The organism is Microbacterium hanjuni, assembly GCF_043556395.1.
Classification (GTDB): Bacteria; Actinomycetota; Actinomycetes; order Actinomycetales; family Microbacteriaceae; genus Microbacterium.
Genome location: NZ_JBIGIK010000001.1, coordinates 191,926 through 206,739 on the forward strand (window position 1 = coordinate 191,926; position 14,814 = coordinate 206,739).

The window sequence follows — 14,814 nt, forward strand, 5'->3', positions numbered from 1 at the left end:
CTGGTCAGAATGACCAGTGTTGGACACAATGTACAACACTGGTGCAGCCGTCCAGAACACATACACTGGATCCGTGACAGGTGAAGCCTCAGATCCCCGCGTCGCTCGTACCCGGCGTGATGTCGTGGACGCGACTGCGACGCTTCTGCTCGAACGCGGGTGGGACGGCGTCACGCACGCCGAGGTGGCCCGACAGTCGGGCTACTCGAAGGCCACGATCTACACGCACTGGCCCGCGCGGTTGGACCTCATCCGTTCTGCGATCGAGCAGATCTGCGACACGGATCACCACCCCCGCTCGACGGGGGACCTGAAAGCAGACCTGCGAGCCTCGCTGCTCGACTTCGCGACCGACCTCACCGAAGGCCACCTCGACCGCCTCCTCGCGGGTGTCGTCGAGCGGGCCAATACCAGCGAGGTCGTGCGCGACCTCCGCGGCCGTCTCTACGACACCGGCACTCGGGGCATGCGGTCGATCCTCGAATCGCACCTCGACGCGGCGGACATCGAACCGACGCTCGCCCTCCTGACGGGCGCCGTGCTCGTGCGCGTCACCTTCGAGGGTCAGCCGGCCACCGAGAGCTTTATCGACGACCTCGTCACTCGGGTCTTGGGCTCCGTCGTGACGCAGGACGGCGGCTCCCGCGCTGACTGACCCCGCCCTCCGGTGGTAAGACGGTCGCATGACCGAACCCAACAGTCTCGACCTCATCGAACTCCCCGCCGGCGACGCCGCCGCCGTCGAGTCGGCCCGCGCCTTCTACTCCGCCGTCTTCGGATGGAGCTTCACCTCCTACGGACCCGGTTACGTCGACACGGCGGATGCTGGCACAGCACTCGCCGTCAACGGCACGGGCGGCGACCGCCAACAGCGAGCCCCGCTACCGGTGCTCTACGTCGCAGACCTGGATGCGGCGAAGGATGCCGTGCTCGCCGCCGGGGGAACCCTCGTCCACGACACCTACGACTTCCCCGGTGGCCGCAGGTTCCACTTCGTCGACCCGGCCGGCAACGAGCTCGCCGCCTGGTCGGAGTGACGCGCCGCCCCCTCTCCGCAGGGTAAGCCTCCCCGCCGGCTAAGCCTCCCCGCCGGGTAAGCCGCCCCGTCGGCTAAGCCGAGCAGCATCCGCTCGTCATCGTCCCTGTCTCTCGCGATACCGGCCCCGTCGCGCGCACAACTTCGGAGGTCTTGGGCGACACGCCGGGGATGGCCACCACGGCCAAGGCGTGTCGCGGAGAACCTCCGAAGTTGTGCGCCCGCGGGCGAGGGAGGCAGGCGCCCGCCCTCTCCCCGCTGGGTAAGCCGAGCAGCATCCGCTCGTCATCGTCCGTGTCCTCTCGCGATAGCGGCCCCGCCGCGCGCACAACTTCGGAGGTCTCAGGCGGCACGCCCAGGACGGCAGCCAGGCCACGGCATGTCGCGCACAACTTCGGAGATCTTGGGCGACGCGCCGAGGACGGCCACCACGGCAACGGCGTGTCGCGGAAAACCTCCGAAGTTGTGCGCCCGCGGGCGAGGGAGGCAGGCGCCCGCCGGCAAAGCCGGTGTGGATGCGCTCCGGCGAACCCGGCGCCCGTCGCGCGCACAACTTCGGAGGTCTTGGGCGACACGCCGGGGAGGGCCGCCGAGGCGACGGCGTGTCGCGAAGAACCTCCGAAGTTGTGCGCACGCCCGGCACACACTCCGGCGCGCCGGCCCGCTCACGCCGACGCGCCCATGCACCCGCCCCCGCCCCACACCCACCCGCCCCGCGGAACCCCGACCCGCCCCACCCGCCCACCCGCCCCGCGCCCGCCCGACCCGCACCCGCACGCCGCACCAGCCCGCCCACCCGCCAGGCCGAGGGTTCCGCATACGCTCTCGCAACACCCCAGCGCGTCGACTGATCCTGTCGGCCATTCCCGAGGCCGGCGGGAAGGCGCCCCATGCCGACGACCACCACCCGCAGCATCCGCATCCTGGCCGCCCTGATGGCGGCGGCCGCCGTCGCCGCGCTGACCCTCGCGCCGCGCCGGATCGTCGCGCCCGCCCGCGGCGGATTCATGCGGCTGATGGATGCTGTCGCCCAACCGCTCCTCGCCTGGATGCCCTCCGGTGAGGCCGAGCGCGTGCTCAACACCCTGATGTTCCTCCCGCTCGGCGCCACGATCGCCCTGCTGTTGAGCCGACGCCTATGGCCGCTCGCCGTCCTCGCCGGATTCGCCCTGTCGGCCACCGTCGAGTACGCCCAGGCCTCGATCCCCGGCCGCGTGCCCGACCCGAACGACGTCTTCTACAACACCGTCGGCGCCGCGATCGGCGTCGTCGTGGTCACCCTGGTCCGCTGGCTCGCGGTGGCCGTCCGCCGCACAACCCGTCAGATCCAGCCGCGCTCCTGAGCGACGACGGTCGCCTGCTGCCGGGTCGGCACCGCGAGTTTGCCGAGCGCCGACGAGACGTGGTTGCGCACGGTGCCGGGTGACAGGTGCAGGGTCGCGGCGATCTGCGCGATGGTCTCGCCCCGCCGGCCCGCGCGCAGCACGTCGAGCTCCCGGTCGGTGAGCGGGCTGCGCTCGTCGGCCAGCGCGTCGGCCGCGATCTCCGGGTCGACATAGCGTCGGCCCGAGGCGACGCGGCGGATGATCTCGGCGACCTCCTCGGCGCGGCGTGATTTCGGCACGAAGCCGTCGACGCCCGCCTGCAGCGCGCGTCGCAGCACCCCCGGTCGAGCGTGGCGGGTCACGACGATGCAGCGCGCGCTGCTGCGCCCGCGCAGCCGCTCGGCGACCTCGACCCCGTCGAGCCCGGGCATCTCGAGGTCGAGGAGACACACGTCGGGCGCGAGCAACAGCGCTTGCTCCACGGCTTCCGTGCCGGTGCGGCATTCGGCCACGACGTCGAGGTCGTCTTCGAGGCGCAGCAGTGATGCCAGAGCGGTGCGGATCATGTCTTCGTCGTCGGCGATCAGCACGCGGATCATGCGGGCACTCCCTCCGTCGGCAGCGACACGGTCAACGCGAACGAGGTGCCCTCGCGCAGCACGGTCACCTCGCCGCCGACAGCTTCCGCCCGCTCGGCCATCCCCTCGAGCCCCGAACCCCGCTCGATCTCGTCGCCGGCGGGGTCATCGTTCGCGATCCGGTACACCCACCGGTCGGCCACGCGTCCGAGAGAAAGGTCGACCCGCTTTCCGCCGCCGTGCTTCAACACGTTCGTGACGCTTTCGCGCACGATGGGCCCCAGCACGTCGACCGGCGCGTCGGCGATGCCCGGGTCGACCCGGGCGTGCACCTCGAGGCCGGCCGAGCGCAGCAGGTCGGCCGCGTTGTCGAGTTCATCGGGCAGCGGAACTCCGCGGAATCGGGTAGCCAGGTCGCGGGTGCCCTGACGGGCGTCATCGACAGCCGCGCGGGCGCGGGTGAGTTCGCGGGCCGCGCCCTCGGAGTCGTCGCGTTGCAACAGGCGCTCGGCGAGTTCGAGCTGCAGGGCGATCACCTGCAGATGGTGGCCCTGCAGGTCGTGCACGTCGTTGGCGAGGCGCAGCCGTTCGCGGGTGGCGCTCAGGGCGCTCTCGGCGTCCCTCGCCCGGTCGAGTTCGACGACGATGTCCCACCACCACAGCGACGAGGCGCACGTCAGCGGAAGCAGCACCGCGAACACCGCAGGAACGAGGACGACGTCGCGAGTGTCGGTGACGCCCGCCCACGCGGGAGCCTCGACGATCCACAGCGCGACGATGACCGCGGTGAGCGCGACGATGACGCGCCAGCGGATGCCGTGCGGCCACGCCCGCACGCTGAGGGCATACGACAGGATGCTGGCGGCCGCCAGCCAGGAAGAGGTGGCGACGCCCAGCAGCACCGCAGCCGCGATCATCGCGCCGAACCCCACCAGGTCGCCGGGTTGCCAGCGTCGAGGTTCTCCCTCGCGCGCCGCGAGGACGTTCGCCCGGTAGTCGCGCAGCAATGCCGCGACCCCGACCAGAGCGAGCACGACACCAGCCAGCCCGGCGGGCACACGCCAGGCGGTGCCTTCGCTGTCGGAGAAGCGGGCGAGCAGCCAGGCGATCCAGGGGAGGAACGACACCGCGCCGAAGACCACCACGCCCGAGAAGGTGTACCACCACGTGGCGGTCACGCCACGGGCGAGAGCCCGGTTGCCGACGCTCGCGCTCACGGCGTTCGCATCTGCGGCAGGCGGGGTCATGCCCCCACGCTAGGTCAGCGCACCGGCGGGCGCACCGTCGCGGGAGACGGTCGTGACATTCGTCATGGGTGGGCGATCGCATCCTCCCGTGAAGACGTGACACGGCAACACTGCCGCCGCCGGAGCGACTCGAGTGGGATGGAATCACCGCCGCATCCCGTGGCCCGATGCCGGAAAGGCTCACCATGAACCCCGTCGCCGACCTCATCCTCGGTTTTCAGAACCTCATCGCTCAACTGCCCGAATGGGTGCAACCCCTGATCGTGTTCCTCGCCGGCGCCGTGCCGTTCATCGAGGGGGAGGGTGCAGCGGTCATCGGCATCGTGGGCGGTATCAACCCGGTCGTATCCGCTGTAGCCGGTGCCCTCGGAAACTTCGCGGCGGTCGCCATCGTGATCTTCGCCGGGGCCGGCATCCGGGCCTTGATGACACGCTCCAAGCCCGTGAAGCCCCGCTCCGCGCGGATGGAGAAGTTTCAGCGGGCGTTCAACCGGTATGGCGTCGTCGGGGTGAGCCTGCTCGGCCCCCTGCTGCTCCCGACCCATTTCACGGCCGCCGCGCTCGTGGGTGTCGGCGTTCCCAAGGGCCGGGTGCTGCTCTGGCAGGGTGTCGCGATCGTGCTGTGGACGACCACCGTCACCCTGTTCCTCACGGGAGTGATCGCGGTCACGCTCTGACGGCGGCGAGCTGCTCGACGCGAGACTTGAGGCCCCGGTTGAACGCGGCGTAACCACCTTCGCTGTTACCGGAGAAGAGACGCTGGAACGGCACCACCGATGCGCCGGAGAACTCCTCGGAGTTCGTCACGCGGGTGGTGCCGTCGGGGTTCACGGTGAGGGTGAAGGTGTGCTGGCCGAGGAAGAACCGGTCGCTGAAGAGATGGGCCGACCACTGCAGCTGCTCGTTCGGCGTCACGACCGTGACCTTGGAGCGGAAGTTGAAGCCGGGCATGCGCATGGCGAGGGTGGTGCCCAACTCGGCGACGCCGTCGATCCGGGAGAAGTTGCTCCACTGGCCGTAGGCGGGAAAGTCGGTCAGCACCGCCCAGACCTCTTCGGGGGTGGCGTCGATGTCGATCGTGGTGGTGAGTAGAACGCTCATGGTGGGCTCCTCGGTAGCGGTGGACGATCTCGCTTCCGAGGCCGTGTAGCTATCGTCACTCTTCCGCTAGCTATTGTCAATAGCTGCATTGAGGGGTAGCGTTAGCTTCATGCACACCACCACCGCGGCACAACAGCCGACCGGCACGCCCCACGAACAGTCGACGCATGCCTAGGGCCGGCCTCACCCGCGATCGTGTCGGCGAGGAGGCGGCCGTGTTGGCCGACGAGGTGGGCCTCGGCAAGCTCACCCTCGCCGCGCTCGCCGCGCGCCTGGGTGTTCGCCAGCCCTCGCTGTACAAACACATCGACTCCCTCGCCGACCTCCACCGCGAGATCGCCGTCCACGCCAAGCGGGATCTCGGCGAGGTGCTCGCCCGCGCATCGGCCGGTCGGTCGGGAGCGGGGGCGATCTCGGCGATGTCGTTCGCTTATCGCGCGTGGGCTCTCGAGCATCCGGCCCGGTACGCAGCATCCAATCAGATGCCTGCCGCTGGCGACGTCGAAGACGAGGCCGTCTCGCTCGCGGCGATCCAGGTCATCGCCGACGTCCTGAGCGCCTACCACCTCGAGGGCGACGACGCGATCGACGCCATCCGCGCGTTCCGCTCGACCCTGCACGGATTCGTCTCGTACGAGACCGCTGGAGCCTTCGCCTGGAGCGCGGATGTCGACCGCAGTTTCGAACGCCTCGTGCAAGGCTTCATCGTCGCGCTCACCCAGTGGACCGACACGACCACTCCGAACGACCCCGCTCCGCACGCCGCACCCTGACCCACCCAACCTGAAGGAGAACACCATGACTGACACCACCACCCGTGAGGCCGCCGGCACGCTCGTCGACTCCTGGCTCCAGCTCTGGAACGGCGACTACGCCGTGGCCGAGGCGATCATCTCGGAAGACAACCGCGTGCACGTCGCGATGTTCGACGGCGGCGACGGAAGCGCCGTGAAGGGCGTCGCCGGGATGGTCGACTTCGTTCAGCAGATGCGATCGCTGATGTCCGACCTGGCTTTCACCGTGGAGGTCGGACCCCTCGTCGACGGCGACCACGTCGTCGTGCGCTGGTCGGCCACCGGACACTACGGCGGCGGTCTGCCGGGTGCCGGTGCTCCCGTGGGCACCGAGGTGACGTTCCACGGCACCGATATCCTGCGCATCGCCGACGGCAAGGTCGTCGAGTACTGGTTGAACGCCGACACGCTCGACCTCATGACCAAGCTGCAGGTCAGCGCCGGCTGACGCGCCGCACAACGCGAACGGCGCACCCAGGTTTTGCCCGGGTGCGCCGTTCGGTCGTTCAGACCGAAGCTTTACTTCTGGATGAAAGCGAGCAGGTCGGGGTTGATGACGTCGGCGTGGACCGTCAGCATGCCGTGGGGGTAGCCCGGGTAGATCTTCAGCTCGGAGTTGACCAGCAGCTCGTGCTGCTTGATCGACGCGTCCTTGTAGGGCACGATCTGGTCGTCGTCGCCCTGGGTGACGAGAACGGGAACCGTGATGGCCTTGAGGTCGTCGGTCTGGTCGGTCTCGGAGAACGCCGCGATGCCGGTGTAGTGGGCCTGGGCGCTGCCCATCATGCCCTGGCGCCACCAGTTGTTGACGACCGGCTCGGACACCGTCGCGTCGGGGCGGTTGAAGCCGTAGAACGGGCCCGAGGCGACAGCCTGGTAGAACTCGGCGCGGTTCGCGGCAAGAGCGGCGCGGAAGCCGTCGAAGACCGAGATGGGCGTGCCGTCGGGGTTGCCGGGGGTCTGCACCATCAGCGGGGGAACGGAGGAGACGAGGATGGCCTTGGCCACGCGGCCCTGGGGCTCGCCGAACTTGGCGACGTAGCGGGCGACCTGGCCGCCGCCGGTGGAGTGGCCGATGTGGACGGCGTTGCGCAGGTCGAGGAACTCGACGACAGCGTTCACGTCGCTGGCGTAGTGGTCCATGTCGTTGCCGACGCTCGTCTGCGTGGAGCGGCCGTGGCCGCGGCGGTCGCTCGCGATGACGCGGTAGCCCTTCGCGAGGAAGAAGAGCATCTGTGCGTCCCAGTCATCGGCCGACAGCGGCCAACCGTGGTGGAAGTAGATGGGCTGGGCGTCTTTGTCGCCCCAGTCCTTGAAGTAGATCTCGGTACCGTCTTCGGTGGTCACAAATGGCATGATCAACCTTCCAGTTTCACGTCGTGCCCCGCCGAACTCGGGCCGACTCAGGGGCGTTCCCAACCCTCGGTCAAGGGGGGAATGGCCTCACGGTACCGCGATGAGCGCCCCCGTTTCATGGGTCGAAGGAAGGTTCCGACACCTGTCTTACGGGCCTCCTACCGGGGGTCGGAATCAGCGCGAGTCGACGCCCGCATGAGCGATATCAGGGGTGCTCGCGCAGTGGCCGAAAGAAGTCTCGAAGGCTGCGCACGAGTCGATCAGGGTTCTCGAGACCCAGAAAATGGCCGCCGGGGCCAGTGCCTTCCCAGAGTCTGATGTCGGTGTAGGTGCGCGCGGCGAACTCGCGAGGATAGAGGCGGTCTTCCGGGGTCAGCAGAATGCCGGCGGGCACCGTGACCGGAGGCAGTGCCGGCGTGGCCGGATCGTCGCGGTAGGGGAGGAAGGACGTCGAAATCGTGTTCGTCGTCCAGTAGAGGGTGAGGATGCTGCGCAGAGCCTCTGAGTCGATGGTGCTCGCGAGATCGCCGTCCGCCCAGGCGTGGTACTTGTCGAGCAGCCAGGCTGCCAGCCCGGCGGGGGAATCCGCGAGTGCGGCCGCGAGGGTCGCCGGCCGGCCCGCCTGCACCTCGGCGTAGCTGCCGTCGGCTGCGCCGTCGGGGTGGGTTCTGCTCTCGAGGTAAGTTCGCTCGGGCGCCGACAGCGGCACGCCGGGGTGGATCTCGGGATGAAGCTCAGGATGGTGCGTGACGACCCCGATCACGTGCTCGGGGTATTCAGCGCCGAGGAAATTCGTGACGTGCGCACCGATATCGCCGCCGTAGGCTCCGAACCGCGTGTAGCCGAGCGCGTGCATCACCTCGACCCACAGCGCAGCGATCCGCGGCGGGGTTGTGGCGCCCGAAGTGAAAGTCGTCGAGTAGCCGAACCCCGGCAGGCTCGGAATCACGATGTCGAACGCATCGGCCGGATCACCTCCGACGGATGACGGGTCAGTCAACGCCGTCATGAGCGGGAGGAACTCGAAGAACGAGCTCGGCCACCCGTGGGTCAACACCAGGGGCAGCGGATCACCTGATCGGCCGCGGATGTGGAAGACGTGGACGTCCGCGTCCGCCAGGCGGACGAGCTTCTGGGGGAGGCGATTGAGCGCTTCGACGGTGGCCACCCAGTCGAAGTGCTCGGACCACGAGCGAACGAACGACGCCAGGTAGTCAGCATCCATCCCATCCGACCAGCCCTCGCCGAGCGGGCGCGCGGCGCGTGTGCCGCGGAGCCTCGACCGGAGATCCTCGAGCTCTGAGGGGTCCACCGGGATGGTGAACGAAGCTACGTCTGCCATGCACGGAGGCTATCCCTGGCCACCGACTCCGATCCCCGTCAGCGGGAGGGACGACCAGCACCCGCAGTCCGCTCTCGACCCGCGGGCTGAATGGAACGCTCAGCGAGGGTTCAGCGCGTGAACGTGACGTGAACGACGCCGCTCTCCGAGACTTCGGACGTCACGGCGCGCGTGAGCTCGTACCCTCGGAGCCCCTCCCACATGAGGTTCCCGCGGCCGAGCACGATAGGCGCGAGAGCGATGTGCAGGTCGTCGACGAGGTCCGCGCGGAGAAACTCGTGCGCCGTGCGGATTCCACCCCCGATGCGCACATCCAGACCGTTCGCAGCGGCGGTCGCCTCGCCGAGGACGTCCTCGATCGAGCCCGTGCGGAAATGAAAGGTGGTGCCGCCCGCCATCGTGATCGAGGGTCGCGGTGCGGAGTGCGTGAGCACGTAGACCGGGCACCCGAACGGCGGTTCCTCGCCCCACCACCCCTTCCAGTCGGGGTCATCCGGGTTCGCGTGCAGTCCGAACATGGCGGCGCCCATGATCTCGGCTCCGACACCCGTGAAGAACGCCGACGCGTAGGCGTCGTCCAGGCCGGTCGTCCCTGCCCCGGTGGTGTCGCCGAAGACCTTTTCGCGGAACGTGCGGGTGGCCGCATACGCCGCCGTGAGGGCCTCCCAGTCGTCGCCCATCGGGTTGTCCGAGCCGGCTTCGGGTGCCGCGGTGAAGCCGTCGAGCGAGGAGAAGAGGTCGGCACGAACGCGGCTCATCGCTCCATAGTGGCGCACCGCCACTCGCCTGTCAGCGGGGGAGTACGACCCGAACGCGCAGTCCGCCGTCGTCGCGGGCGGTGACGTCGAGCGCTCCGTCGTGCGCGCGCACGATCGATGCGACGATCGCGAGCCCGAGACCGGCGCCCTGATGGCCTCTGTCGCTGCGCGTACGCCCGGCGCCGCGCACGAACGGCTCGGTCAGGGTCGCGGCGAGGGCGCCGTCGATCACCGCTCCGCTGTTCTCCACCACCAGCGCCGTCCAGGCACCACCCGGGGTGACGGCGACGCGCACCCATCCGCCCACCTCGTTGTGCACGATCGCGTTGTGCAGCAGGTTGCCGGCCAGCTGTGCCAGCAGCGCCCGGTTGCCCGTCACCGAGGCGGGAACCAGCGACACCTGACCCCGGATGCTGCGGGCCGCAGCATCCGCCTGCACCTCCGCGAGCGCTGTCGAGACCAGCTCGGACAGGTCGAGCGACTCGGTCTGGACCCGGTCGCCGCGGCCCACGCGTGCGAGGGCGAGGAGGGCCTCGGTGGTCGCGATCGCGCGATCGTTCGTGGTGCCGATGCGCTGCAGCAGCACGTCGACGTCGCGCCCGTCGGGGTCGGCCTGGGCGACTTCGACCATCGTGCGGATGATCGCGTGCGGGGTGCGCAGCTCGTGGGAGGCGTTCGCGGCGAACCGGCGCTCTTCGGCGAGGGTGTGCTCGACCCGGTCGAGCATCGCGTCGAGGGTGTCGGCGAGGTCGGTGAGCTCGTCGCCGGCGCCGGGGAGGGCGACGCGCTGGCCGAGGTTTCCGTCGCGGGCGCGGGCGGCAGCATCCGTGATCCGACGCAGCGGTCGCAGGACGATGCCGGCGAGGATCCACCCGCCGACGAGGCCGAAGACGACGAAGCCGCCCAGTGTCCACCACGCGTACTTCACGAACACGTCGATCAGGTCGGCGCGGGTGGGGATCGGTGTGCCGTCCTCCAGCCAGAGGTTGCCCTCGGGGATGTAGCGCAGGAGGAAGAACCCGACGGCGAACAGCGCGATGCCCGCCAGCACGAGGAACCCCGCATAACTCAGCGCGAGGCGGGCGCGCACAGACAGCCCGCGCGGGCGGGGTCGCCGGGCCGTGACGTCAGGCATTCACGGGGTCGCTCTCGAACTCCTCGTCGGTGACGAGCCCGCGGATGAACGTGGCGAAATCGGGGGCGAGCACGACGACGCTGTAGTCGTCTTCCTGGTCGACGTAGACGACCCGGGGTTCGCCGTTCGGGCCGCACTCCCGGTAGTCGAGCATGACCTGCTCGTGGCCCGCGGTCGGGGTGTCGGCGATGCCGATGCCCCAGTCGGGATAACCCCACTCGTCGCGCATGAAGGTCGCGCCCAACTCGCCCGCAAGTGAGTACCGGCTCGTGCGACCGATGGCGTAGATCCCGGTGACCGCCACGTGGTCGTCGGCCCAGCCGGTGGGAACCGTGGTCGGGAAGACGCCGCGCGCCAGAAGACCGCCGTTGCGGTTGTGGGAAAGCTCGATGAAGGCGTCGGGCAGCCGAAACCCGATCTCGGCCTCGACCGACGCGATGAGCTGATCGGATGCTGCCGGCTCGCCGTAATTGTTGTCGTCCCGCGACGTGTTCCACAGGCCGTCGAGGTCGATGCCGTCGAACGCGCCCGTCGATCCGCGGCGGTAGGTACGGGCCTCGAAGGTCGCGCCCGAGCGCTTGCCGAAGTCGACGGACGACTGCGCGAGTGTCTCCGTGAGACCGCTCGCCAGCTGCGCGGGCAGGTTTGCACGCAGTCGCAGCAGCTCGGAACGCTCGTACGTCGGGAAGAGCGGCCAGTTCGAGAGGGAGATCAGTGTCTTGAGCGGCGACGGACCCAGATCGACGGCCCACACCGACCAGGAGAAGAGCGATTCGTCGAAGGGCGGTGGGCCTGGCAGGTCATCGACGCGTTCCAGCTGGGCGATGAACGCGGCGAGAGTCGGCGCGGCGGGTTGGGGCTCCCACCGGCCGCGCCCGTGCTCGTCCTGGAGCACCGGCACCTCGGGGGCCGAGATGTCGGCGATGAGGGGATCGGCGCTGAGGGAATCGAGCACGATCCAGCTCTCGCGCCACTCGCCCCGCTCGACGGTGTCGACCCACTTGTCGTTCTCGAAGACGAAGCGGTACCCGATGAGTGCGCGTCGAGCTGCCTCCGCGTCGACCACGCCGAGGTTGTCGAGCACGACGCCGTCGAAGACCAGCTCCGAGTCCGTCGGCAGCTCGGCGATCAGCGTGAACCACGCGTCGAGCGCCGCCGGGAGGGGAGGAAGAACGGAGGAGACCGGCAGATCTTCGTCGGGATACTGCGGCATCCGCTCATTCTTCCTGGTTCGCACTGTGGCCCGCGGTCATCCGGTAGCCGACGCCGGGCACCGTGTCGATGACCCACGGTTCGCCGAGGCGTTTGCGCAGCGTCGAGATCGTGATGCGGACGGCGTTGGTGAAGGGGTCGGCGTTCTCATCCCACGCGCGCTCGAGCAGATCCTCCGCGCTGACCACACCGCCGCCCGCGGTCATCAGCACGTCGAGCACGGCGAACTGCTTGCGCGTGAGGTTGATGTAGCGCCCGTCGCGGTACACCTCGCGACGGAAGCGGTCGAGCCGCACGCCCGACATCTCCACCACCGGGGGAGTGGATGCTGCGGGCCGGCGCCCGAGTGCCCGCAGCCGCAGCACCAGCTCGCGCAGGGCGAAGGGCTTGGTGAGGTAGTCGTCGGCTCCGCTTTCGAAGCCGCTGGCTTTGTCATCGAGGCGGTCGGCGGCGGTGAGCATGAGCACGCGGGGGGATGCCGGCGCCCCGGCCAACTGACGGGCGATCTCGTCGCCGTTGGGTCCGGGGATGTCACGGTCGAGCACGACCACGTCGTAGGTGTTGATCGCGAGTTGCTCGAGCGCGGTATCGCCGTCGCCGGCGATGTCGGCCGCGATCGCCTCGAGGCGCAGGCCGTCGCGGATCGCTTCGGCGAGATAGAGCTCGTCCTCGACGATCAGCACGCGCATGGCATCAGCCTAGGTCGGGGCATGTATCGCGGGCGTATGGTCACTCGCCCGGGGCGGACGCGCTGGAGCTGTAGACGAAGACATCGCCGCTGGCCCGGTCGAAGACGAACTCGAGCGCCGATCCTTCGGGGAATTCCTCGCGCAGCTCTCTCGGCAGCTCGACGGTGACGTTGAAGGCGACCCGGGCCGGGAAGGCGTCGGCCGCGCAGCCCGAGTAGATGTTGCCCGAGAAGTTGTCGACGGTAGCGGTGACAGCATCCGTTGCTTCGATCACCGACAGGCACTCGTCGACCTGTGACGACTCGCGGCGCTCGCCGTAGGTGCCGAGGATCACGCGCAGGCCGTAGAAGTCCTGGTACCCCTTCACGTTGAGCGAGCCGTCGGAGCCGAAGAACCGGGGCACGTCCCAGGTGACGTCTTCGCTCAGTCGCGTGACCGGCGTCGCCCCAGTCTCGGCGGGCGGGGGAGCGGGTGGAGTGACCGCTGCGGTGATGGTGATCGCGATGGCCGCCGTTGCGACGAGCGATCCCGCCCAGAGGGCCGGCACGAGCCACCGGCGTCGAGCTGCGCGGGGGGCCTCGGGGGAAGACACGGGCACGGCGACGTCCGTGGGCGGAGGCTCGGTCTCGCTGGCGATGACGCCCTGACCTTCGAGCTGCGACAACCGCTGGGCATCGGCGTCGGAGAGCAGGACGGCATCCGGCCCGTACGCCCGGGCACGCAGCATCCGCAGCTCGTCATCGCCGCGCGAGAACGCGGCGTCGCGAGTGCGGTCGTCGTCGCCCATGGGGCAAATCTACGGCCGGGCCAGCGGATCGGGGCCGTGGTGTCAGTGTGCGGATGCCCGCGCGTCCGTGCGCATGGATAGAGTGAGCGACGCGCGCCATGAAGCGGTGGACTCGCACGTCGGTGGAGAGCGAAGACGCTCCTCGATCGAACGCGTGGGGCTCATCGCAGCGACTCGGGTCGGTGGCCGTTGCAACAGGGGGGCCAGACCAATCGGGGTGGCTTGTATTCGAGGGGGGATATTCGTCATGACTACGTCCAATGGAAGCGGAAACACGCACGACGCCGGGTGGTATCCGGACGCCGGCAATCAGAGCGCCGAACGGTACTGGGACGGCGCGGCGTGGACCGATCAGACGCGGCCGCTCGCGGCTGCCGAGCCGGTCGCACCGACGGCGACGTACGCCGCTGCGTGGTACCCGGATGAGAAGAACCCCGGAACCGAGCGGTACTACGACGGTGCCGGCTGGACCCAGCAGACGCGGATCCTGCCGGCGGCAGCGCCCGTCGCTGAGCCGGCGGCGCCGGTCGCGGAGCCTGTGGCGCCGGTCGCGGCGCCGGTAACGGCACCTTTCGTCGAGGCGCAGCCCACGGAGGTGCTGGCATCGGGCTCGCACCCGGGGGGCTGGTATCCGGATGCGGCGGATGCCGGAGTCGAGCGCTACTTCGACGGGACGGCGTGGACGCAGCAGACCCGTCCGGTCGCCGCAGCTCCCGCCCAGGCGTCGAGCAAGAAGACGTGGATCATCGGCGGCTCCATTGCCGCAGCCGTCATCATCGTGGGCGCGGTCGGCGCCGCCGCGCTGACGGGTGGCGGCGGGGACCGACCGGCTGTGGCCGCTCCCTCCAACGCTGCGACGGCCGACGAAGAAGAGGCCGCCGTCGAAGAACCGGCCGAAGAGCCCGAACCGGCGATGGTCGCCGTCCCGTCGTCGCTCGTCGGGATGACGGCACTCGAGGCGGCCACCGAGCTGATCGTCCTCGGCCTGAATCCCGTCTACACGGGCCTTCCCGACGCGATCGTCACCGCGGTGTCTCCCGCGGGCGCGACCGAAGTGCCGGAAGGCAGCGATGTCACCCTCACCCTGGAGGAGAAGCCGGCCCAGTCGATGGGTCAGCAGAACGCCGTGAGCGATGGTGAGAACTACCTCGCTTACACGGGCTTTTCGCGCACCGGCCTGATCGCCCAGCTCGAGTTCGAGGGTTATTCGAACGAGGACGCCACGTTCGCGGTCGATTCCATCGCGCCCGACTGGAACCAGGAAGCCGCCGAGAAGGCGCAGTCGTACATCGACTACACCTCGTTCTCCCGGCAGGGGCTGATCGATCAGCTGCTGTTCGAGGGGTTCACCCAGGCCGAGGCCGAGTTCGGCGTCGCGGCCGTCGGGTACTGACGCACTGCGGCGGGGCGGGCTTCGACCCGCCTCGCCGCAGGCAGCACCGGACGGAGAGTCG

At 69.4% G+C, this 14,814-nt stretch carries 17 protein-coding genes; 7 read left to right on the forward strand and 10 right to left on the reverse strand.

The window, feature by feature from the left end; translation table 11 throughout:
* Positions 1-73 precede the first annotated feature (73 nt).
* The 3 genes from ACFXP5_RS01070 to ACFXP5_RS01080 all read left to right on the forward strand — a co-directional run bounded on the left by ACFXP5_RS01070 (position 74) and on the right by ACFXP5_RS01080 (position 2,379).
* Positions 74-655, forward strand: a complete 582-nt coding sequence (locus ACFXP5_RS01070) for a TetR/AcrR family transcriptional regulator (RefSeq protein ID WP_394543170.1) — start codon at positions 74-76, stop codon at positions 653-655.
* A 28-nt stretch (positions 656-683) separates the two neighbouring features.
* Positions 684-1,037 carry a VOC family protein gene (locus ACFXP5_RS01075; RefSeq protein WP_394543172.1) on the forward strand — a complete coding sequence of 118 codons (354 nt, stop codon included), beginning with the start codon at positions 684-686 and terminating at the stop codon, positions 1,035-1,037.
* Between the two features lie 889 nt (positions 1,038-1,926).
* On the forward strand, positions 1,927-2,379 hold the full coding sequence (locus ACFXP5_RS01080) for a VanZ family protein (protein ID WP_394543173.1): 453 nt from the start codon (positions 1,927-1,929) through the stop codon (positions 2,377-2,379).
* Here ACFXP5_RS01080 and ACFXP5_RS01085 read toward each other — a convergent pair.
* Complete coding sequence (locus tag ACFXP5_RS01085) at positions 2,358-2,960, reverse strand: response regulator transcription factor (RefSeq protein ID WP_394543174.1); 603 nt, start codon at positions 2,958-2,960, stop codon at positions 2,358-2,360. The genes ACFXP5_RS01080 and ACFXP5_RS01085 overlap by 22 nt on opposite strands.
* Entirely contained in the window at positions 2,957-4,186 is a 1,230-nt protein-coding gene (locus ACFXP5_RS01090; RefSeq protein WP_394543175.1) for a sensor histidine kinase, read from the reverse strand. Before ACFXP5_RS01090 ends, ACFXP5_RS01085 begins: the two co-directional genes overlap by 4 nt.
* 185 nt (positions 4,187-4,371) lie before the next feature.
* Between ACFXP5_RS01090 and ACFXP5_RS01095 the strand changes: the two genes are divergently transcribed.
* Positions 4,372-4,863, forward strand: a complete 492-nt coding sequence (locus ACFXP5_RS01095; protein WP_394543176.1) for a small multidrug efflux protein — start codon at positions 4,372-4,374, stop codon at positions 4,861-4,863.
* Here ACFXP5_RS01095 and ACFXP5_RS01100 read toward each other — a convergent pair.
* A complete protein-coding gene (locus tag ACFXP5_RS01100; RefSeq protein WP_394526257.1) occupies positions 4,853-5,287 on the reverse strand; it encodes an SRPBCC family protein in 435 nt (144 codons plus the stop codon). The two genes, ACFXP5_RS01095 and ACFXP5_RS01100, sit on opposite strands and share 11 nt — an antisense overlap.
* 167 nt (positions 5,288-5,454) lie before the next feature.
* Between ACFXP5_RS01100 and ACFXP5_RS01105 the strand changes: the two genes are divergently transcribed.
* Positions 5,455-6,060: a TetR/AcrR family transcriptional regulator gene (locus tag ACFXP5_RS01105; RefSeq protein WP_394526258.1), complete on the forward strand. Its 606-nt coding sequence runs from the start codon at positions 5,455-5,457 to the stop codon at positions 6,058-6,060.
* 25 nt (positions 6,061-6,085) lie between these two features.
* Entirely contained in the window at positions 6,086-6,529 is a 444-nt protein-coding gene (locus ACFXP5_RS01110) for an ester cyclase (protein ID WP_394526259.1), read from the forward strand.
* Positions 6,530-6,600: 71 nt separating this feature from the next.
* Here ACFXP5_RS01110 and ACFXP5_RS01115 read toward each other — a convergent pair whose 3' ends face one another.
* The 7 genes from ACFXP5_RS01115 to ACFXP5_RS01145 form a co-directional block, all read right to left on the reverse strand.
* Positions 6,601-7,437: an alpha/beta fold hydrolase gene (locus ACFXP5_RS01115; RefSeq protein WP_394543177.1), complete on the reverse strand. Its 837-nt coding sequence runs from the start codon at positions 7,435-7,437 to the stop codon at positions 6,601-6,603.
* Between the two features lie 205 nt (positions 7,438-7,642).
* Positions 7,643-8,779: an epoxide hydrolase family protein gene (locus tag ACFXP5_RS01120; RefSeq protein WP_394543178.1), complete on the reverse strand. Its 1,137-nt coding sequence runs from the start codon at positions 8,777-8,779 to the stop codon at positions 7,643-7,645.
* A gap of 110 nt (positions 8,780-8,889) precedes the next feature.
* A complete protein-coding gene (locus tag ACFXP5_RS01125; protein WP_394543179.1) occupies positions 8,890-9,537 on the reverse strand; it encodes a dihydrofolate reductase family protein in 648 nt (215 codons plus the stop codon).
* Between the two features lie 31 nt (positions 9,538-9,568).
* Positions 9,569-10,672 carry a sensor histidine kinase gene (locus ACFXP5_RS01130; protein ID WP_394543180.1) on the reverse strand — a complete coding sequence of 368 codons (1,104 nt, stop codon included), beginning with the start codon at positions 10,670-10,672 and terminating at the stop codon, positions 9,569-9,571.
* Positions 10,665-11,885, reverse strand: coding sequence for an SMI1/KNR4 family protein (locus ACFXP5_RS01135; protein WP_394543181.1), 1,221 nt, complete (start codon positions 11,883-11,885; stop codon positions 10,665-10,667). Before ACFXP5_RS01135 ends, ACFXP5_RS01130 begins: the two co-directional genes overlap by 8 nt.
* A gap of 4 nt (positions 11,886-11,889) precedes the next feature.
* Positions 11,890-12,573 carry a response regulator transcription factor gene (locus ACFXP5_RS01140; RefSeq protein WP_394526267.1) on the reverse strand — a complete coding sequence of 228 codons (684 nt, stop codon included), beginning with the start codon at positions 12,571-12,573 and terminating at the stop codon, positions 11,890-11,892.
* 40 nt (positions 12,574-12,613) lie between these two features.
* Positions 12,614-13,360 carry a hypothetical protein gene (locus ACFXP5_RS01145; RefSeq protein WP_394543182.1) on the reverse strand — a complete coding sequence of 249 codons (747 nt, stop codon included), beginning with the start codon at positions 13,358-13,360 and terminating at the stop codon, positions 12,614-12,616.
* Between the two features lie 247 nt (positions 13,361-13,607).
* Between ACFXP5_RS01145 and ACFXP5_RS01150 the strand changes: the two genes are divergently transcribed.
* The gene (locus ACFXP5_RS01150) at positions 13,608-14,753 is read left to right on the forward strand and encodes a DUF2510 domain-containing protein (protein WP_394543183.1); all 1,146 of its coding nucleotides are present in this window, start codon (positions 13,608-13,610) and stop codon (positions 14,751-14,753) included.
* Positions 14,754-14,814 lie beyond the last annotated feature (61 nt).